Annotated in this window: 20 protein-coding genes; 9 read left to right on the plus strand and 11 right to left on the minus strand. The window is 67.7% G+C overall.

From position 1 onward, the window contains the following. Nucleotides 1-18: 18 nt before the first annotated feature. The 3 genes from RI211_RS10115 to RI211_RS10125 all read left to right on the plus strand — a co-directional run bounded on the left by RI211_RS10115 (nt 19) and on the right by RI211_RS10125 (nt 2,739). Nucleotides 19-1,353, plus strand: a complete 1,335-nt coding sequence (locus RI211_RS10115) for an MFS transporter (protein WP_025104941.1) — start codon at nt 19-21, stop codon at nt 1,351-1,353. Between the two features lie 10 nt (nt 1,354-1,363). Continuing rightward, nucleotides 1,364-1,930, plus strand: a complete 567-nt coding sequence (locus RI211_RS10120) for a nitroreductase family protein (RefSeq protein ID WP_025104942.1) — start codon at nt 1,364-1,366, stop codon at nt 1,928-1,930. Nucleotides 1,931-2,157: 227 nt separating this feature from the next. Beyond that, entirely contained in the window at nt 2,158-2,739 is a 582-nt protein-coding gene (locus tag RI211_RS10125) for a recombinase family protein (RefSeq protein ID WP_268777392.1), read from the plus strand. Nucleotides 2,740-3,115: 376 nt separating this feature from the next. Here the strand turns inward: RI211_RS10125 and RI211_RS10130 are convergent, their stop codons facing one another. Then, complete coding sequence (locus tag RI211_RS10130) at nt 3,116-3,718, minus strand: hypothetical protein (protein WP_029989822.1); 603 nt, start codon at nt 3,716-3,718, stop codon at nt 3,116-3,118. A 979-nt stretch (nt 3,719-4,697) separates the two neighbouring features. On the opposite strand from RI211_RS10130, the gene RI211_RS10135 reads away from it, so the two are divergent. Continuing rightward, entirely contained in the window at nt 4,698-5,963 is a 1,266-nt protein-coding gene (locus tag RI211_RS10135; protein ID WP_162817580.1) for a DUF2510 domain-containing protein, read from the plus strand. A 360-nt stretch (nt 5,964-6,323) separates the two neighbouring features. Here RI211_RS10135 and RI211_RS10140 read toward each other — a convergent pair whose 3' ends face one another. From RI211_RS10140 to RI211_RS10150, 3 genes are all read right to left on the minus strand, one after another. Beyond that, nucleotides 6,324-7,082 carry a hypothetical protein gene (locus RI211_RS10140; protein WP_025104946.1) on the minus strand — a complete coding sequence of 253 codons (759 nt, stop codon included), beginning with the start codon at nt 7,080-7,082 and terminating at the stop codon, nt 6,324-6,326. A gap of 6 nt (nt 7,083-7,088) precedes the next feature. Further along, nucleotides 7,089-7,493 carry a hypothetical protein gene (locus RI211_RS10145; RefSeq protein WP_025104947.1) on the minus strand — a complete coding sequence of 135 codons (405 nt, stop codon included), beginning with the start codon at nt 7,491-7,493 and terminating at the stop codon, nt 7,089-7,091. A gap of 69 nt (nt 7,494-7,562) precedes the next feature. After that, nucleotides 7,563-8,306 (minus strand): hypothetical protein, encoded by a 744-nt coding sequence (locus tag RI211_RS10150; RefSeq protein ID WP_315637646.1) that lies wholly within the window; start codon nt 8,304-8,306, stop codon nt 7,563-7,565. Nucleotides 8,307-8,563: 257 nt separating this feature from the next. Here RI211_RS10150 and RI211_RS10155 point away from each other — a divergent pair, with 257 nt between their 5' ends. Beyond that, the gene (locus RI211_RS10155) at nt 8,564-8,833 is read left to right on the plus strand and encodes a hypothetical protein (RefSeq protein ID WP_315637645.1); all 270 of its coding nucleotides are present in this window, start codon (nt 8,564-8,566) and stop codon (nt 8,831-8,833) included. After that, entirely contained in the window at nt 8,834-9,106 is a 273-nt protein-coding gene (locus RI211_RS10160) for a hypothetical protein (protein WP_315637644.1), read from the plus strand. Nucleotides 9,107-9,174: 68 nt separating this feature from the next. On the opposite strand, the gene RI211_RS10165 is transcribed toward RI211_RS10160, so the two are convergent. The 3 genes from RI211_RS10165 to RI211_RS10175 form a co-directional block, all read right to left on the minus strand. Further along, nucleotides 9,175-9,774, minus strand: coding sequence for a helix-hairpin-helix domain-containing protein (locus RI211_RS10165; protein ID WP_315637643.1), 600 nt, complete (start codon nt 9,772-9,774; stop codon nt 9,175-9,177). A 169-nt stretch (nt 9,775-9,943) separates the two neighbouring features. Continuing rightward, nucleotides 9,944-12,508: a leucine--tRNA ligase gene (gene leuS / locus RI211_RS10170; RefSeq protein WP_315637642.1), complete on the minus strand. Its 2,565-nt coding sequence runs from the start codon at nt 12,506-12,508 to the stop codon at nt 9,944-9,946. Nucleotides 12,509-12,554: 46 nt separating this feature from the next. After that, nucleotides 12,555-13,877, minus strand: coding sequence for an anthranilate synthase component I family protein (locus RI211_RS10175; RefSeq protein WP_315637641.1), 1,323 nt, complete (start codon nt 13,875-13,877; stop codon nt 12,555-12,557). Between the two features lie 41 nt (nt 13,878-13,918). Between RI211_RS10175 and RI211_RS10180 the strand changes: the two genes are divergently transcribed. The 3 genes from RI211_RS10180 to RI211_RS10190 are packed head-to-tail and all read left to right on the plus strand — an operon-like array spanning nt 13,919 to nt 16,485. Beyond that, a complete protein-coding gene (locus RI211_RS10180; protein ID WP_315637640.1) occupies nt 13,919-14,590 on the plus strand; it encodes a DedA family protein in 672 nt (223 codons plus the stop codon). A 4-nt stretch (nt 14,591-14,594) separates the two neighbouring features. Next, nucleotides 14,595-15,620 carry an App1 family protein phosphatidate phosphatase gene (locus RI211_RS10185; protein ID WP_187661683.1) on the plus strand — a complete coding sequence of 342 codons (1,026 nt, stop codon included), beginning with the start codon at nt 14,595-14,597 and terminating at the stop codon, nt 15,618-15,620. 1 nt (nt 15,621) lies between these two features. After that, nucleotides 15,622-16,485 (plus strand): 3-methyladenine DNA glycosylase, encoded by an 864-nt coding sequence (locus RI211_RS10190; protein ID WP_315637639.1) that lies wholly within the window; start codon nt 15,622-15,624, stop codon nt 16,483-16,485. 3 nt (nt 16,486-16,488) lie between these two features. Here the strand turns inward: RI211_RS10190 and RI211_RS10195 are convergent, their stop codons facing one another. Genes RI211_RS10195 through RI211_RS10210 form a run of 4 tightly spaced genes read right to left on the minus strand, consistent with a single transcriptional unit; the run spans nt 16,489 to nt 19,718 of the window. Then, nucleotides 16,489-17,712, minus strand: a complete 1,224-nt coding sequence (locus RI211_RS10195; protein ID WP_315637638.1) for a glycoside hydrolase family 3 N-terminal domain-containing protein — start codon at nt 17,710-17,712, stop codon at nt 16,489-16,491. A gap of 5 nt (nt 17,713-17,717) precedes the next feature. Continuing rightward, nucleotides 17,718-18,374, minus strand: a complete 657-nt coding sequence (locus RI211_RS10200; RefSeq protein ID WP_187661685.1) for an SDR family oxidoreductase — start codon at nt 18,372-18,374, stop codon at nt 17,718-17,720. A gap of 28 nt (nt 18,375-18,402) precedes the next feature. Further along, the gene (locus RI211_RS10205; RefSeq protein ID WP_315637637.1) at nt 18,403-18,930 is read right to left on the minus strand and encodes a DUF3592 domain-containing protein; all 528 of its coding nucleotides are present in this window, start codon (nt 18,928-18,930) and stop codon (nt 18,403-18,405) included. Beyond that, nucleotides 18,927-19,718 (minus strand): hypothetical protein, encoded by a 792-nt coding sequence (locus RI211_RS10210; protein WP_315637636.1) that lies wholly within the window; start codon nt 19,716-19,718, stop codon nt 18,927-18,929. Before RI211_RS10210 ends, RI211_RS10205 begins: the two co-directional genes overlap by 4 nt. Nucleotides 19,719-19,720: the final 2 nt, after the last annotated feature.

Raw genomic sequence — 19,720 nt, forward strand, 5'->3', positions numbered from 1 at the left:
CGGTCTAGATTCCCGGGTATGAGCGCTGGGGAGCGGATCTACTCGGCGGTGTTGCACCGGGACAAGCGGGCCGAGCAGGAGCTCGATCCTGAGGTGCGACGCAATCTCGCGCCCAATGGACTTCGACTGGTGGCCGCCAACGCGCTCCAGTCCTCGGGCGATCAGATCGTCAACGCCTCGACCGTGCTGCCGTGGATGTTCAACGCCCTCGGCGTTCCCGTGGCGCTGACGGGCCTACTGGTGCCGATCCGCGAGTCGCTCTCGATGCTCCCGCAGGCGTTCCTCACGCCACTCATCGTCCGTGTGCGGTTCCGCAAGTGGGTGTTCATCTCCGGCGCTCTGGTGCAGGCCGCTTCGGCGGGAGTGATCGCCGGAACCGCCGCGCTCGGGGAGGGCCTGGTCGCCGGGGTCGTGATCCTGGTCGGGCTGGCGGCGTTCGCGCTGGGGCGGTGCCTGTGCTCGATCGCCTCCAAGGACGTCCAAGGGAGGACCATACCCAAGGGCGAACGCGGGCAGATCAACGGGCTGGCGACCACGGCGTCCGGAGTGGTGGCCATCACCCTGGGCCTGGGCATCCGGATTCTCGGCGGCGAGGACTTGGCGGCCGAACAGCTCGCGTGGCTGCTGGCGGCAGGTGCCGCACTCTGGGTGCTGGTGGCGGCAGTGTACGTCGGCATTCGCGAACCATCCGAAGAACCTGTCGGCGCCGGCCGCGTCGAGAAAGATGTTGGCCCCGGGCCGAACTGGTTCGCAGAGACCATCGCACTCTTGCGCGGCGACCGCGACTTCCGCCGCTTCGTCGGGGTGCGCAGTCTCCTGCTCGTCTCCTCACTCGCCCCGCCGTTCGTGGTGGCCCTGTCCATCGCCTCCGGAGCGGGCGGACTGTCGGGGCTCGGCGGGTTCATCCTGGCCTCCGGGGTCGCCGCCCTGATCGGCGGCAGGATCTTCGGCCGATGGGCCGACCGCTCCAGCAGGAACGTGATGACGTTCGGCGCTGCCGCGGCATCCGCGATCATCGTGGCGCTCGTGGTGCTCGTCGCGCTCCCCGTCTTCGCAGGAGCATCGCTGGCAGGCAATCTGGTCTTCGTCGCCGCCTACTTCCTGCTGACGCTGACACACACGGGCGTGCGCGTCGGTCGCAAGACCTATGTGATCGACATGGCCGAGGGCGACCAGCGCACCACCTACGTGGCGGTGTCGAACACCGCCATGGGGTTCGTCCTGCTCATCGTCGGCGCGATCAGCGCGCTGCTGGCGACCCTCGCCCTGCAGTGGGCGCTGCTGTTCCTGGCCGCGATGGGCGCGGTGGGGGTGGTCGCCTCTCGACGACTACCGGATGTCTCCAGGCGCTGACAATGGATACATGGTCCACTTCTCTGATCCCCTGCTCGAAGCCATGGCGACTCGGCGCTCACTGGGCAAAGTGGGGCCGGAGACGCCGACCGATGCGGAGCTCATGCACCTGCTCGCCGCAGCGACCCCGGTAGCCGACCACAAGTCCCTTCGCCCGTGGCGGCTCATCACACTCCGTGGCGAGGACCGCACCCGACTCGGCGAGGCACTGGACGCCGCCGGCAGCGTCGACCGCGAACCTGGGGAGCGCAACCCCAAGCCCTTCCGCGCGGAGCTGCTCATCGCCCTGGTCGCCAGCCCTCGAGAACACCCCGACGTGCCCGAATGGGAACAGCACGCCACCGCCGCCGGCGTCGGCCACCTGCTCCAACTGGCCCTCTGGCAGGCCGGCTGGGGCGTCAAATGGCGCACGGGACACCTGGCCAACTCGCCCGAAGTACGGGCCGCGCACGGGCTGGCCGATCACGAACTGCTGATGGGCTGGCTGTACGTCGGCAGCATCGACGACGCCCTGCGGGACCGCCTGACGAGCTCGTCGCGCCCGATCCTCGACCCCGGGCCTCACTTAGAGCCGTGACCGGGGTATCCGTGCGCGACGCATGAGAACTCCCTGAGCCAGAACCTACAGGATCGCGACTGCACGATGACAGTGAACCGGCGGCCCGCTGAGGGGTCGTCCACCGGTACAGGTGCGGACCATCCGGGTGAACGACCAGAACCCAGCAACTACCTAAGCCTTCGATTCCCGTAAGACTGTCCCGCAAAAATGCCCGGTGAAGGTGCCCTAAACGCTACAGTCGCCGCATGCTTGTCGGATACGCCCGCGTCTCAACCTCTGGGCAGGACCTCGCCGCGCAGCGGGACGGCCTCCACTCGCTCGGCGTCGATCCCGAGAACGTGCACGTCGACCACGGCATGACCGGAACGAACCGTGAACGCCCGGGGCTCCGCGAAGCGCTTGCCGCGGTCCGCAAAGGTGACGTCCTGGTCGTCACCAAGCTCGATCACCTCGCAAGATCACTCCCCGACGCTCGTGATATCGCCGACGAGCTGACGCGCAAGGGCGTGACGTTGAACCTCGGAGGTTCCGTCTACGACCCAACCGATCCCGTTGGGCGACTGCTGTTCAACGTCCTCGGGATGGTCGCGGAGTTCGAAGCCGACCTCATCCGTGCCCGCACGCGCGAGGGGATGGCGATCGCTAAGGCCGGGGGCAAGCTCCGCGGAAAGAAGCCCAAGCTCTCCGTCTCACAGGAGAAGCACCTGGTCGCGCTGCACCGTGCCGGCACGCACACCACGAGCGAAATCGCCGAGCTCTTCGGTGTCGCCCGCTCAACCGTGTACCGAGCGATCCAGCGCGGCGGAGCGAACCCACCCGCCGCCTGACGACACCGAGCGAAGCGAGAAGGACGACACCGAGCGAAGCTGCTCACATCGCTGGGCCCGAGCACGTCGCGGACAAAGGTGTCGGTGCTTCCCCGGGCTACCTCACCGCCGCACTGCACGCAGCCACCAACGTGACCCCATCGTGACGAGTGTGTCGCTGTGCGATCTGAACATCGCACAGCGACACACTCGACGAGATCGTAGTCTCAGGCGGGGAGCTTAGAGGCCAGGACGTCCAACTTCTCGATCGTGGGTTCGCTGAACAGTTTGCCGGCCAGAATCGCGGGTCACCCCCCCCGCGATTGGGAGACACGCCCTAGCCACCTAAGCCACGCCTCCGGTTCGAGTGCGAGCCTCCCGGACGGCTGCGCGAGTTTCAGTCGTCAGACTCGGGGCCGTCGTACGTCCAGTTCGCCGTACCGTCCCACTCACCCTCCACAGCTCCGAGGAGCAACGACCGCCAAGTGGTGCGGCCCGCCAAATAGCCGCGGGCTGCGCGGAGACGCCACGTTTCGGCCGAGAGTGTGAGCACGACCCCGATGGCCTCGTCCAGAGTCACGACCGATACCCCGGCCACACCGGCCTTCGAGACCAGGCGCAACAAATAGCGGTCACCCTCCTGCTTGATGCGTTCGGCGTCGGGAAGCAGCTCATCGTCGATGTCCGCGACGAGCAGATCGTGCATGAAGCGGTTGCGCTCGTCGTACGCCGCTGATGCGCTATCGATCGCCGCCCCGATCGCGGCATGAATTCTTCGATCCGCGACGGGTGCACAGGCTGACATCGTGCGGCACTGCCCGGCAAGGTTCGCCCAATTCTGGGGAGCAGCAAGGAGCGCCTCTCGCGTATCGAGCCCGCGAAGCTGCGCGTGCAGGCCCCTCAGGGCTGCATCAAGTTCAATCGACCCCTCGGCAATGCGACCTCTCACCACAGTCCATTGATCAGAGTGATCGAGGCTTTCGAGCTGGCTGAGTTCCATGCCATCAGCATCCCAGGTATGCCGCCGGTCGAGTCAGACGTACCGGAATAGCGGTTCCAATGCCCTCGCATTGTTCGTGGCGAGCTGCATTGCGAAACTGAGCTGATTGACTCTCTCCGATCGAAACAGCGTCTGAAACGGCACTGGTCGGAGCGCGAACTGCAGCCCCTCGATGGCCGCTGCAGGTGCCATCCAAATGAGTCCACCCGCAACGAGATTGCCGGCCCTCATCATCGATCCCGTGTCCTCGGATGGCACAATGCGAGTGCCCTCTCCCGCGGGCTTTCCTTCTCGAACACGACTGAGCCACTCGTTCGCTCGTTGAACGGTGGCGTGCACCGCTACGGGATCCGTAGGAATCTCACGTGACCCTGCCGACGACCTTTCGGGGATCGCGCGGGTATCCATCACGCTCATGGAGGTGCCTTCCAAGAGCATCTCAATTCGCTCGAGCGATCCTCGCGGACAGACCTCAGCGAGAAAACCGACTAGCGAGTGGATGGTGCCCGGCATCGAACCGACGCCGCTCCCAAGCATGAGATGGCCGTCACGGCTCTTAAACCGTCGAGCGAAGTGTCGCTTCCAGTCGGACGCAGTCTGCATCGTCTAGTTCTATCGCATCACATCACGCCTCCCGTCATCGTCTGTCCGTGCTACGAAGGTACAGCGCGCCCGAAACTGTCACATCAGGCATAGCGCATCGATTGCCCTGTCCGACGCGTCATGACTCGACGACTACTCAAGCTCCTCCGCGGCTGCCCTGGTCATGCGCGTGTATCCGCCTCGGTTGGACAGTGCCCATCTGCCGTCCATCCGCTACCTCGCGCCACTGGGTCTCTATCTGTCTGCTGTTCCAGATCGGTCGACGACCCTCTCTCACACGACAATCCGGGTGGCCATCTTGAGCGCAGGCGACCGCTGAAGTAGTAAGTTCTCGCTGTGGGATGCCGTCACTGGGGCGGTCTCGAAGGGGAGCATCGTGGGTGGAGCTGCAGCGGGCTGGTATGCGAATGGGCCGGCGTGGGAAACGTACTGGGACGGCACGCAGTGGCTTGATCAGCACCGACAGGTCGCATCTCCAGACAAGATCGACACAGGTCCCATCCACCAGCCGCCGACGACGACAACGGCAACGGCAACTACGCAGTCGATGGAGGCGCTCGTAGAACCGCAACCTCAACCAGAGGCCGAACTCTTCCCGTTCGCCGCATCCGGCGTAATCATCGATATTCGACCCGAGGGTATACACCTCGAGGGGACCACATGGCTTGGCCGCGGGCTCGTCGGCGATAAGCCGCGGGTTGTGCCGTGGGATGACATCTCGACGCTCGAAGTCATGACCACCGGAATCCGCATCCGCGAGGGTCGCAAAGCGATGCTAATCGGTGTGCCCTCCAAGTTGACTGCCCAATCCCCCCTCGTTGTAGAACGCCTCGCGCGGGAGTTCGAGACAGCCACCGGCCGGACCCTCTCGACAGGCAAAGTGACGCGCGCCGAAAAGACGGCAGCCGTAGAGGACGTATTCCGAAGGGCACTGTCTCGCAAGGTAGAAGCGATCGGAACAGTCATTGAGAGCGGCGATCACTCCGCAGAAGTCGCGATGTCGCATGCGCTATTGGTGTGGTCCAAAGCCCAGAAGATCAAGGGTGGCGTCGAGTTGGCGACTAGTGAGCTCGACAAACTGCGCCGATCGCTGGGAGCACACGTCCCCACAGTGGTCGGGATCGTCGTCTCCGCGAACTTCTTCCCGAATCTGACGGTGTTCGATGACCGCGTTCATCGGGGTGCGGAGGCGCGCCCGATCGACGCGTTCACGCAGGCGCAGGTGTTCCTCGACGGGCAGGTCCAGGTCACGTCGCGCCCATCGATGACAGCAGGTCTCCTCGGGTCGGTGCTCCCGGGCACCGCCCTCCTTCCCGCGTTGGCGTTCGGGAAGAAGGAGAAGACGGACACTCGACAAGCCGAGTTCCACGTCGGCTCGCGCGATTGGACTTTCTCAATGAGCATCCCGGTCCAGAGCGTTGGATCTGCTCGATCGATCGCTCAGCGGATCAATGCGATCGCGGACGGGATGGAGCGAGACGCTCGCTCGTCGCAGATCTCTTCGTCGCCCACGGTGACGCCATCGATGAGCGACGATGCCGACCTCACCAGTCAGATTGAGCGCATTGTGGCCCTAGAACGTTCAGGCGCAATCACGGCAGAACAGGCGACGGCGATGAAGGCACGAATAATCGGTCTATAGAGCGGCGTCCTCCGCCCTGGAAAGGCCCTGCGCCGCGACGGCGCCGCCCCGCGCCATCACTCCAAGAGAGGGCTTCTGTGCCCTCGATGGCTCGGCCCTCGTCTCACTTCAAGGTCTTGCCCCATAGGCCCCGATAACTTCAGTTATCCGGACTATCGGCGCGAACCCCGCCTTTTTGACAGCGGATCGTGACGTGCTCCCCACGGCCAGTTCCGAAACGCCCTCTCGCCCAGCGATGAACGGCGCGGCCAATGGACCTGGCTTAGATCTGAAGCCATCTTGCCGACCTGATCAACATGTTCGATCTCTGCTCGGCGCCGGCTAAGACTGGGGCCCAGTTGAAGCGGTCAAACCGCCCGACTACATGTCGGAGTCTTCTGTCGCAACACCATCGTCGATCGTGAGGATTTTGGTCTGGACACCCGACAAAGTAGAGATCGCTTCGGCCACAAGGCGCAGCCGGGCGGCAAAGATCTCGTCCACGGTCAGCTCCGAAGGGTTCGGCGGAACGAACTGAGACCGCCCTACCCCCTCCGTCAAGCTGTCCAAAGGAACGTAGCCTCCAGTCCTCGGGACTCGAGAGGTGGTGAGAACCATTCCCAGTGTGAGCAGATGGCCGGGCATGTCCCACACCCTTTCAGATCGCGGAATGAAGCTTACGACGGAAGCAAGATCAGCATCCTCGTCAACCCTGCGGAGTGGTTCGAACGGATCTAGGGGTTTGTTGCTCGCGTAGACGCACAAGAGTCCCCTGTGCAGGCCTCCATACTGACGCCTGTTCACCGAGAACATCGTCTCGGAATCCAGACCAATCTCCTTCGGAGCAACAGGAACTCGCTTCAACAACTGCGTGAAGTCTTCCACGGCACGCGTGTTCGACGCGACGTCGTATCGCCCTTGAAAGGTCGAGGTCCAGAACCAGGCATCGACGATCAGTTCATTGCCATACAAGGCGTCATTCATAGCCAGCGCCCCGAGGACGGTCAATTGAACCTTGCTGGGAAGCCAGTCTCTGTTGCGGACGTGAAGCCGCTCGCGGAGGTAAGTGACAGCGACGCGCAGAGCGTCTACCGCTCGCGACCAGTACTTCCTTACGTCGCCACCCTTGAGTTGCAGCACGTCCGCCTACCTGACGCTATTTCTCACCTGCAGTGCGATCACGTTCAGGATCGACAGCCCTCCGTCGGGGAGGTAGTCGACAAGCTGCTCTTCGCGCTCCTGAACTAGGTCCCACTCGTCCCGGAGATTGAGATTCTCGGCGAAGGATTTCGCCACCATGAGGTCGAATGTCGCCAACGGTCGGCCTAGCCGATTCACGCGCTCGAATATTCGAGCGACAGCTTCGGGATGCACTTCATCATCGATGACAACAGCTGGAATTTCGTACCGATCCAGACCGGATAGCGAGTCGACATAGATGTCGGTCAGATTCCGCCGGTCGGCGGTGCGGATCAGGTGAACACGACGGATCCACTCGCGTCCAGCGCTGATTGAGCCGTCATCGTTTACGCCGCCCTTGAACGCCGCCATCGGCTCCCGCGAGAAGTCGAGAGCGGTGGCTCCCCTTGGCTGAAGGCGCGCGAGAATAGCAGCCAACCGTCACCCACCTCTTAAACGAGCGATGTCTCCGGATACGGCGGTGAGGTGGCTGAGGCCGCTCGTGCGCATGTCGGCGTCGACCCCGTCGGGCACTGCGGTGGTGTCGCCCACGGCCAGCCCGGGAAGGAGCCCCGCACCGGGCTCCGGGAGTCGCGTCGCGCGCTCGACGAACGACCGTCGCAGGTCGGCAGCGATTCCGAAGACACCCGGCGCCGCCCGCTCCACGGTTCCCGCGGTGACGAAGACGACGAGCCCCGCCCGCTCCCCCGGATCCGTCGCCATACTCTCGCCGGTCACCCGCACGACCGCACCGAGGACGAACCCCTCAGCCTCCGCGATCCCGATACGCACCGGTCCGCCCGCCGGCCCCGCGGCACCCGGCGCACCGATGCCGCTCAGCTGCACGTCCATCCACAGGCGCCCGTCCCGCCCCACGGACGCCGATGACGACACTTCACCGACCGCTTCGACGACCCTGCCGTCCCACCCGTGCACGGCGTCACGGTCCGCAGACTGTACGAGCACGGTGAACGCCACGGCGGCCCCGGCCGCGAGGACCACGATCATCAGGCCGCTCCACGTCGCGGCTGCCGGACGCCGGAGCGCGAGCACGGCGCCGATGATCACCGCGGATGCCAGGCATCCACCCGCCAGCCACCCCGCCGTTCCCGGCACGAAAACGCAGATCAAGGCCACACCCCACGCACCGACCGCCACCGGCAGCAGGCGCAGATCACGGGTCACGCCGATCCCCGCTCGGACCCCGGGGACGATCGCTGCGGCTCATGCATCCGATCACCCTAGAGTCGCGCCGGTGCCCACTCCCCCCACTGCGACCGCCGCTGCACGAGCGGAGGACAACACCTCTCGAGGTCAGGACGTGGAGGAGCACTTCTCCGAGGACGGAGAGACAGTCGGCGTCGAGCGCGACCGTTCCATCAGCCTGACTGCGGCAGACAGGCGTAGCGTGGGGCTCACGACGACACCGCTATGCTTCGCGCATGACTGAATCTCTGGGGGATTCTCCGGACGAACTCCCTGTGGCCGAGCGCAAGCTCAGCCGTCGGGGATGGCTGATTGCGCTCTTCGCAGTGGGGTGGCTCGCAATGACAATCGGCGCAGCATTTCTTGTCACCGACCTCACCGGACGATGGATCCCTACCGTCTTCCTCGGACTCACGTTCGGCCTCGGTGTGCTCATCCCCGTGATTCGAGATCAAAAGCGGCGGAGACGGGAACTCTCCGATGCGGGCAGCGGTCCGGGGAAATAGATGGCTGCGCCTGACCCCGCACCGTCCCTGATCCAGCAGCGCCTCGCTCTCGGACGCTTGCGTCTGACCGCTCTCTTCATGATGATCGGCTGGGGCGCAGTCGCGGCACTCCGGGGCGTAGGCGTCCATGACGTCGCCGACGTTGTCAACTGGATCGCCTTCCTCCTACCGTTGGCGCTGGCGTCGTACGGAGTGAAGCTCTGGTTCGACTACCGCCGCAAGGTGCGTGCCTTCGAGGCTGCCCACGGACCGGACGCTGGCAAGCAGTCGTAGCACGACGCTCCTCTCTCGCCCCTGCGCACTCCGGGACCATGGCAGCGGCGCCCGAGGCGTGACGCTCGTCACACGCGTACCCCGTCGCGCAGCCCCTCCAAGACCTTCTCCCCGATCCCCGGTACCGCCAGGAGGTCGTCCACCGTGCGGAACCGACCATTCTCCTCGCGCCACGCGACGATGCGCTCGGCAAGCGCCGGCCCGATTCCCGGAAGCTCTTCCAGAGCTGCCTCATCCGCGGTGTTCAGGTCGACGGCGCCATCACCGGGAGGCCCGGCCGAGGGGTCGGCGACGACACCCACGACCGGCACGAGGATCTGCTCCCCGTCCTCGACCCGTCGGGCGAGGTTGACCCCCGCGAGGTCGGCGGCATCCGTCGACCCGCCGGCGGCCGCGAGAGCATCGACGACCCGGGAGTCGGTTCGCAACACGTACAGACCCGGGCGCTCGACCGCCCCGAGCACATGCACGTAGATCTCCGCGGGCGCGGACTCGACCGACGCCGAGCTCTCCGCGAGCGGAACGGCCTCGACGGACGACGGTCGGCCCTGCAACAGCCCGAGGCCGACGGCCGTGGAAAGCGCGATGATCGCCAGCACGACCGCCGCGCCGAGCCCGAGGCGGAGCCTCCGACGGGGCGGAGGAGGTGGAGGCGGCGACGAGGTCATCCGGTCACCCTAAGCTCCGCGCCCACCGCCTCCCGGCTCCGGACACAGCGACCGTGGAGAGACGCTCAGATGGGACTCGTCGTGGAGGACGGCCGTTCCCGGTCGCGACGTGATCCGGGCATCATCCCTTCGCGCCGGGGTAGGCGGAACCGCGGAGCACGCCGAGGACTCAGCCCTTGACGACGATGCTGACGATCTTCGGGGCCCGCACGACGACCTTGACGATCTCGCGATCACCGATCGACCGGATGACGCGCTCATCGGCTCGTGCCAGCGCCTCGAGCTCGGCCTCGCCGATGCGTGCCGGCACCTCGAGCTGCGCGCGTACCTTGCCGCCGATCTGCACGACCGCGGTGACGGTGTCCTCGACGAGGAGCGCCGGATCGGCGGAGCGCCACGACACGAGTCCGACGGACGGCTCGTGCCCGAGGATCTCCCACATCTCCTCTGCGGTGTGCGGGGCGATGAGGTCGAGCATGACGGCGATGGTCTCCGCCGCCTCACGGACGGCGGGGTCAGCAGCACCGGCAGCGCCGTCGATCGTCTTGCGGGTCACATTGACCAGTTCCATCAGGCGGGCGACGAGCACGTTGAACTTCGTCTGCTCGACCAACGCGGGCGCTTCGGCGAGCAGCTTGTGCGTCGCGCGGCGCAGCCCCGCGTCGCCGCCGTCGAAGACCACGTCGACCGGGCTGGCGACCTCGTGGGCGACACGCAGGGCGCGCGACAGGAACTTCTGCGCACCGGTCATCGAGACGTCGGCCCAGTCCTTGTCGTCCTCCACCGGACCGGCGAAGGCCAGCCCGACGCGCAGGGCGTCGGCGCCGTGGGCGTCGAGCTCCTCCTGGAACAGCACCAGGTTGCCCTTGCTCTTCGACATCTTCTGCCCGTCGAGCAGCACCATGCCCTGGTTGATCAGGTTGGAGAAGGGCTCCGTGAAGTCGATCAGCCCCATGTCGAAGAGGACCTTCGTGATGAAGCGGGCGTAGAGCAGATGCAGGATCGCGTGCTCGACGCCGCCGATGTACGAGTCCACCGGCGCCCAACGTGCCGCCTGGGCCGGGTCGAACGCCTCCGTGTCGCTGTTCGGGGACAGGAACCGCAGGAAGTACCAGGAGCTGTCGACGAAGGTGTCCATCGTGTCGGGGTCGCGCAGCACCGGGTCACCGGTCTCGGGATCGGTCGTGCGCACCCAGCTCTCCGCGCCGCCCAGCGGCGAGGTGCCCTTCGGCTTGAGGTCGAGGCCCTCCACGCTCGGCAGTTTCACGGGCAGTCGGTCCTCTGGCACGGGGATGATCCGGCCGTCTTCGGCGTGCAGCATGGGGATCGGGGTTCCCCAGAAACGCTGACGCGAGATCAGCCAGTCGCGCAGTCGGTAGTTCTTCGCCGCGCGACCGGTGCCGGATGCCTCCAGCTGCTCGATGGCGCGGGCGATCGCGTTGCGCTTGGACAGTCCGTTCAGCGGACCCGAGTTGATCATGCGTCCCTCGCCGGTGAGCGCGACGCCGGTCTTGGCCGGGTTCTGCTCGTCGAGCGCGGCATCGGCATCGATCGGGACGCCGTCCTCGTCCACCTCGATGACCGGCATGGCACCGGTGACCGGAGCGGTCGTGTCGACGACGACCTTCACCGGCAGGTCGAACGCGCGTGCGAAGTCGAGGTCACGCTGGTCGTGCGCCGGGACCGCCATGACGGCGCCGTGCCCGTAGTCGGCCAGCACGTAGTCGGCGGCCCAGATCGGGAGCTTCTCGCCGTTGACCGGGTTGATGGCGTAGCGGCCCAGGAACACGCCCGTCTTGGGGCGGTCGGTGGACTGACGGTCGATATCGGTGGTCTTCTGCACCTCGGCCAGGTACGCCTGGAAGCGCTCGCGCACCTCCGGCTCGGCGTCGGCGGCGAGCTCCGCGGCCAGGTCGCCATCCGGGGCCACGACGAAGAACGTCGCACCGTGCAAGGTGTCGGGGCGCGTCGAGAACACCGTCACCGGCTCCTCGCGCCCCTCGATGCGGAAGTCGACGTCGGCGCCGACCGAGCGGCCGATCCAGTTGCGCTGCATCTGCAGCACCTTGTGCGGCCAGAATCCCTCGAGCTGGTTCAGGTCGTCCAGCAGGCGGTCCGCGTAGTCGGTGATGCGGAAGTACCACTGGGTGAGCTTCTTCTTGACGACCTCGTAGCCGCAGCGCTCGCAGCGCCCATCGACGACCTGCTCGTTCGCCAGCACGGTCTGGTCGTTGGGGCACCAGTTCACCGGGCTCTTCTTGCGGTAGGCCAGGCCGCGCTCATACATCTTCAGGAACAGCCACTGGTTCCAGCGGTAGTACTCCGGGTCGGAGGTGTGCAGCACCCGGCTCCAGTCGAACGAGACACCGTACTGCTGGAAGCCGACCTTCTGCTGCGCGATGTTCTGGTACGTCCATTCGCGCGGATCGGCACCCTGACGGATCGCGGCGTTCTCCGCCGGCAGACCGAAGGAGTCCCATCCGATCGGGTTCAGGACGTTGTGACCGCGGTGACGCCAGAAGCGGGCGACGATGTCGGAGTAGAGGTAGTTCTCCGCGTGCCCCATGTGCAGGTCACCGGAGGGGTACGGGAACATGGCCAGCACGTAGCGCCGGGGCCGGGTGTCCTCGTCGCCGCCCGTGAGGAACGTCTCGTGCTCCGCCCAGTACTTCTGCCACTTGGCCTGGATGGCGTGCGGCGAGGAGAACTCCTCGTCGACGGGAGCGGTGGACATGTTCTCGGACAACGAACGCACGACCAATCTGAAGGAAAAAACGGGATCAGTTCAGGATATCGGAACGCCAGGTCGCGGGCATTTCCGCGCCCAGCGCCGCGAGGGGGGCCCTGGCCTTGGTGGCGACCTCACGCACCTCGGCCGCCGGCACCGAACCCCAGGTGATCCCCCCGCCCGCGCCGACGAACGCCGCATCCGCCTCAACCACGATGCTGCGGATGACCATCGCGAGATCGAGAGCCCCGTCCACGCCGATGTAGCCGAAGCAGCCGGCGTAGATGTCGCGAGGAGCGCCCTCGAGATCGTGCAGCTGCGTCATGGCCGACAGCTTCGGGGCCCCGGTCATGCTCCCGGCGGGGAACGCCGCCTCCAGCAGCACTCCGACGGTGATCCCCTCCGCGGCCGTGCCGCTGACCGTGCTCACGAGTTGATGCACGGCCGGATAGCTCTCGACTTCCCAGAGGCCTTCGACGCGGATCGACCCCGGAACGCAGACCCGGGAGAGGTCGTTGCGCATGAGATCGACGATCATGACGTTCTCGGCCCGCTCCTTCGGGTCCGCGGCGAGCTCTGCGGCGAGCGCGGCATCGGTCACGGCGTCGGTGCCCCGAGGACGAGTCCCCTTGATGGGACGGGTGCGGATGACCCCACCGCTGGCGTGAAGGAACTGTTCGGGGCTGGCGCTGAGGAGCGCACGTCCTCCGATGCGCAGGAAACCGCCATGGTGCGCCGGTGTGGCGGCCCGCAGCCGCTCGTACACGGCGACGGGGTCGTGGGTGCCTGGCACGGTGAACCGCGTCGTGAGGCAGAGCTGGTAGGCGATGCCCGCATGGATGAGGTCACGGCAGCGGTCGATGAGCCCCTGGTACGCGTCGGGGGTGTGTCGGCCCTCCGCGACCGGACGGGCCTCCGCCGCACGGACGGGAGCCTCCGCACGGGGCGCGGTCAGAAGGGACTGCAGCCAGCGCTCCCCCTCGTCGTCGGTCTCGCCCTCGGGGGACAGCAGCCACAGTCGGCGCGCGCCGTGATCGAACGCGAGAGCCCTGGTCACGCGCAGCCAGGTCCGAGCGTCCGGTTCCACCTCCCCGGCGACCGGCGCCCCCGCGAGAGCCGCACCGCTCTCGTAGTCGCGCCAGCCCACCCATCCCCCGCGTAACGGCGGCATCCCCGCTTCCACGGGATCGGTGTCGAGACGTACGTCCCCGGGCAGCGGTTCCGCGACGCCAGTGCCGAGGAAGCTCCATCCCTCGACGGCGTCAGCGCCCGCATCGAGCCAGAACACGTCCGCCTCCCGCTGCGCGAGCGCCGGGAACAGACGCTCCGACGCCACCCAGGACGGCAGCGGTCGGGGGCTCAGGCGGTCGGGCACCTTTCCAGCCTAGGACCGGGCCGCTCCCGTATCCTCATGGGGTGGACGACCTCCTGCTCTGGCTCCTCGACACCGTGCAGTCGATCGATCCGGTCACGCGCACACTGGTCGCCGGTGTCGCCGTCATGCTGGAGACGAGCATCCTCATCGGCCTCATCGTCCCGGGCGACACCATCGTCATCATCGCCTCGATGGGCGTCGCCACTCCCCTGGAGGGCATCGCGATGGGGGTGGCCGTCGTCGTCGGCGCCCTGATCGGGGAGAGCATCGGGTTCTGGCTCGGCCGCTGGCTGGGCCCCTACATCCGCGCCTCCTGGCTGGGTCGACGGATCGGCGAGCACAACTGGGTCCGCGCGGAGAACTACCTCGCCCGGCGCGGCGGCATCGCCATCTTCCTCTCCCGCTTCCTCCCGGTCCTGCACTCCCTCGTCCCTCTCACGGTGGGGATGAGCGAGTACCCCTACCGGCGCTTCCTGGCCTGGACGACCCCGGCCTGCATCATCTGGGCCTCGGCGTACGTGAGCGTCACCTCCCTGGCGGCCGGGAGCTTCCGCGAGCTCGTCGACCGCGTGCACTTCGCGGGCTACCTGTTCGTCGGAGTCATCGCCCTGTTCCTCGTCCTCGCCTATCTGGGCAAGAGGCTGCTGCACCGTCTCGAAGCCCGTCATCTGGAGGCCCCGGCGGCGGAGTCCGACGCCGACGTGAAAGACTGAGGCAATGGCCCCCGCACCCCCGGCGCCCAGGATCCACTGGTTCGCCCGACTCGAGCACCGTCTGCACGTGTGGCGCGAGGGACGAGCGCGCCGCCGCGGTCGCAACGCCACTGTCCTGCCCTTCCCCGGCTACGGAGGCCCCGGATGGGTGCGCGTGCTCGGCCGGGTGCTGATCGTCCCGCCGCAGCGAAACAACCGTGACGGCGAGCCGGCGAGCATCCGCGGCTGGCGCAGCTTCGTCGGCATCCCCGTGGGTTTCGCCTCGGTCAGCGTGCACCTCGGAGACGGCACTCATCAGGTCGTCGCCGACCGCGGCGGCGTGATCGACTCGGTCATCCGCGCCGAGCTGGAACCCGGCTGGCAGACCTTCACCATCACCGTCGAAGGGCAGGAGCCCATCGAGGCCCGCGCCTTCATCGTCGCGGAGAGCACCCGGTTCGGCGTCGTCTCCGACGTCGACGACACCGTCATGGTCACGGCGCTCCCTCGACCATTCATCGCCTTCTGGAACTCGTTCGTCGTCGACGAGCACGCGCGCATCCCGGTACCGGGCATGGCCGTGCTGCTCGACCAGCTCCTCCGGCAGCACCCCGGAGCGCCCATGATCTACCTCTCCACGGGTGCCTGGAACGTCGCACCCACACTCTCCCGGTTCCTCGGCCGGCATCTCTTCCCCGCCGGCTCGCTGCTGCTGACCGACTGGGGTCCCACGCACGATCGCTGGTTCCGGAGCGGGCGCGAGCACAAGCTCACCAACCTGCGCCGACTGGCCACCGAGTTCCCCGACGTGAAGTGGCTGCTCATCGGCGACGACGGCCAGCATGACGAGGCCATCTACACGCAGTTCCAGGAGGAGCACCCGGATTCCGTCGCGGGTGTCGCGATCCGTCGACTGCTGCCCGCGGAGGCGGTGCTCGCCGGCGGTCGTGCCGAGATGGAGTCCCATGATGCGGACGAGGCGCCGTGGGTGAGCGCAGAGGACGGCGCGGGCCTTCGCGACCAGCTCGGCGACGCCGGCATCCTGCAGTGACATGATCCTCACGCGTGATGACTGGCTGCGGCGGGAGGACGCGCATCGGCAACGGGCCGACGCGCTGACGGCGGCGCACCGGGAGCGCGTCGCGCGCGGCGAGAAGCACCCCGTGTGGGACTTCCTCTTTACCTACTACGGCTACAAGCCCGCGCAGCTCCGCCGCTGGCACCCCGGAGCGGGCGTGGAGCTGCAGGATGCGTCCGAACGGGCGGCGTGGCGCTGGTACGTCCCCGGGAACACACCCGACGGCGTCGTGCCCGATGCGGAGCGCTTCGCGGCCGAGAAGCCCGAGCTCGCTCGACTGGTGGCCCTCATGCTGCGCCGCACCGGCTCCCGTCCCGGGCAGTTCGGCTGCTTCGGGCTGCACGAGTGGGCGATGGTCTACAACGCCGCGGAGCATCGGCACGCCGTACCCCTTCGGCTTGGTCAGGCGGGCACGGATGCGGTGGTCGAGGCGCACGACCTCCGCTGCACGCATTTCGACGCCTTCCGGTTCTTCACCCCGGATGCGGCGCCCCTCAACCGCACGGCGTTGACGAGAGACGACCAGCCCCTGTTCGAACAGCCCGGCTGCTTGCACGCCGGCATGGATCTGTACAAGTGGGCGATGAAGCTCGGGCCGCTGATTCCCGGCGAACTGCTGCTGGACACGTTCGAGCTCGCGCGCGACATCCGGCTGCTCGACATGCAGGCGGCCCCCTACGATCTCTCGGCCTGGGACGTCGAACCGGTACGCATCGAGAACCCGGAGGGCAAGGCGGACTACGTCCGACGCCAGCGCGGCTTCGCGGAACGCGGTGCCGCTCTCCGCTCTTCCCTCCTCGCCGCCTGGCTCGCACCCGAGGGTCGCGCCGCGGCCTGAGGGTCAACCCGCAGGGGCGCAGTCGTCGCAGACACTCCACGACGACGTCGTATCGGAAAGCTGCAGGCGCAACGCGAGCACGCGCGTCGCAGCATCCGCGAGGCGATCGGCGGGCAGAGTGCCGGCATCGACCGCCGCGGCGATTCCCGCAGCCATCTCTCCCGCCGTCCGGGCATCGGAGCCCGCGATCATCAGCACCAGATCATTGCCGGCCGCCACCGCCGCGACGCCGTTCGCAACCGGATCGGCATACGCCGGGTCCCCGGAGGAGAGCAGCATGCCGAGGTCATCCGTGACGGACACCCCGTCGAAGCCGAGCTCGTCCCGAGCGATGCGATGCCACTCGGCGGACAGCGAGGCCGGCCGCGCGTCCACCGCCGTGTAGGCGAGATGGCCGTACATCAGCAACGAAGCACCGGCTTCGATGCCGGCGGCGAACGGGAGCCCGTCCGCTTCTCGCCACGCGGCCTTCGTCATCCCCGTGCTCGGGATCGCGTGATGCGAGTCGCCCGGCGCCGCTCCGTGCCCGGGGAAGTGCTTGAGCGTCGAAGCCACGACATGCTCCTGCCCCTTCGTCGCGGCGGCGGTGCGGTCGGCGGCACTCTGCGGATCGGTGCCGAGGGCCCGCCCGAAGATGAAGGAGCCGGGGTCGGCGGGGACGTCGGCCACCGTGCCGAAGTCGACCGTGATCCCCGCCCGAGCCACGAGCGCGCCACGGGCTGCGAAGGCCGCCGCGGTCTCGGCGACCGGGCGACTCTTCAGAGTCGGCGACGCCGGGTAGGTGTCCCAGGGCAGCCGCGAGACGATGCCCCCTTCCTGATCCACCGCGATCAGCGGGGGCAGAGCGGGATCGATCGTCAGCGCTGCCGTCAGCGCGCGGAGTTCCGACTCGGACTCCGGGATGTTGCCACCCATGAGGATGAAGCCGCCGAGCCCCGACTGCATGTAGGCGCGAAGCGCCGCGGGGTCGGTCCCGCCGATGTGACCCATCACGATGGACGAGGCCTGCTCCGCGGTGCTCATCTCCGCGACGAGGGCGGCGGCATGATCCCGCAGGCCGTCGCCGTCGGCCGCCTGCACGGTCACCACGCCTGCCGGCGGGCTGGACGGCGCCGCAGAGGACGAGGCGGCGGCCCCGACGCCCACGGCGGTGATCAGCGCGGTCAGGGCCGTCGCGGCACCGAAGCCCCGCCGCATGCGGCGCCCGAACGGACGAGCCGGGTTCATCGCTCTCAGCGCGCGAGCGCCTCGACGATCGGTACCGAGGTCTCCTCGTCGCCATTGCCGAAGCGGATCGTGCGCCCGATCGTTCCGGGGTCCTCCAGGGCCGCGACGATGACAGCCGCGACGTCGGCACGGGAGACCTCGCCGCGCCCCTCGGGGTCGATGCGGATCCGCCCGGTCGGGTCGTCGAAGGTCAGCGCGCCGGGGCCGAGGATCGTCCCGTCGAGGCCCGAGGCGCGGAGGTGCTCGTCGGCAGCCCACTTCGCGTCCGCGTACGGGAAGAAGGAGTCGTCCTCCGGGACGCCGTGGTCGGCCGTGGAGCCGATCCACGACACCATGACGTACCGCCGCACGCCGGCGCGCTCCGCCGCGTCCATCGTCCGCACCGCCGCGTCCCGGTCGACCGCGTAGGTGCGCTCGGGGCTGCCGCCGCCGGCGCCCGCGGACCACACCACGGCGTCGTGCCCGCGGATGATCTCGGCGAGGGCGTCGACGTCCATGGTCTCGATGTCGGCGACGAGCGCGATGGCTCCCCCGTCTTCCACCTCGGACACATGATCGGGATTCCGGATCACGCCCGTGACCTCATGTCCTCGAGCGACGAGGAGCGGGGCGAGCAGCAGAGCGATGCGGCCGTGGCCGCCGAAGACGAGGATGCGCGACATGTCTTCACCCTACGCGCCCCCGCTGACGTCAGCCCGGCGTCTGCGAGCTGTCGATGACGAAAGCCTGCGGATGCGACGGCAGATACCGCACGACGACAGGCGCGCCGGTCGGGATCCACGCGTCGCGATCGGGGTACACGGCAGGAGTGAAGAAATCGCTCTCCAGTGTGTACTCGGTGCCGTCCGCCGCCGTGAACGTCACCCAGTCCCCGTCGACGGTGCCCGTCGTCGGGCGGCCGTTCTCGAAGATGTACGCGCGGGTCACCGGGACACCGGTCAGACTCAGGATCCCGACGATGAGAGAGCCGAGCATCACGAAGGCCAGTACGCGGAAGACCACGCGGACCACGGTGCCGCCGACGTTCCCGCGGGATCGGCTCTCCGCGGGGAGCAGCCCCTCGCGTTCGCGGACGGCGCGCAGGGACCCGCCGCGCGTCGTTCCCCGCGCGGAGATCGCGAACAGCCCGAGGATCGAGAACGCCGCGATGAAGACCATCGCATAGCCGTGCGCGGCCGGGAAGTTCACCAGCCACATCAGCGTGTCCAGGGGGTTCATCGTGCCGCCTCCTTCTCGATGGTGACGGCGACCGTGTGCGGATCCTCCCGGCGGTAGAACGCCCAGACGGGAGCCCCCACCTGCAGCCGCGAGACGGCCTGCGGGTAGACGAACACGGTGGTGTCAGCCTCCCATGGCTCCGCGCCCTCCGGGGCCACCAGCACCTTCAGCGCGAGCTCGCTCTGCCCCTCGCGACGCCGCCCGGTCGGACGGACCTCGACGACGGAGGCGGGAACCTGGGTTCCCGTCGTGCGCGCGCGGGCCTGGGACGGGTCGATGAGGCCGCGGTCGATGCGCCACTGCAGCATCGCCTCACGGACGGTCGGGTCGCTGAGGTCGGCGAGCTCGACCGTGTCGGGGTCCTCGAGGCTGTAGCGGACCGGGACGGGCTGTCCGACCTGCAGCGCTCCGACGTCACCGGCATCGAGCAGCATGCGCAGCTGTCCGATGAAGTCATCGCCGACGCTCGGGCTGACCCGGATGAAGAGGTCGTACTGAGGCACATCGTTCACGGTCACGCCGGTGCGGGACATCTCGACGATGGTGCCGACGCCGATCTGCACCGGCCCGTGGACCCTCTTGCGCCGCGCCAGACCCGACATCGACCCGCCGAAGGTGAGCAGCAGGCCCCAGGCGACGCCGATCACGATCGGTCCACCCAGGCCGTCCTCACCCGCGAAGGGGAGGATCGACTCGCGCTGGTTCACCCCGAACAGGCCTTCACCCACCCACACCACGAGCCACGCGGACAGCAGCAGCCAGACGACGGTCAGGACGATGCGCAGCATGC

This window comes from Microbacterium meiriae (assembly GCF_032364335.1).
GTDB classification, from domain to species: domain Bacteria; phylum Actinomycetota; class Actinomycetes; order Actinomycetales; family Microbacteriaceae; genus Microbacterium; species Microbacterium meiriae.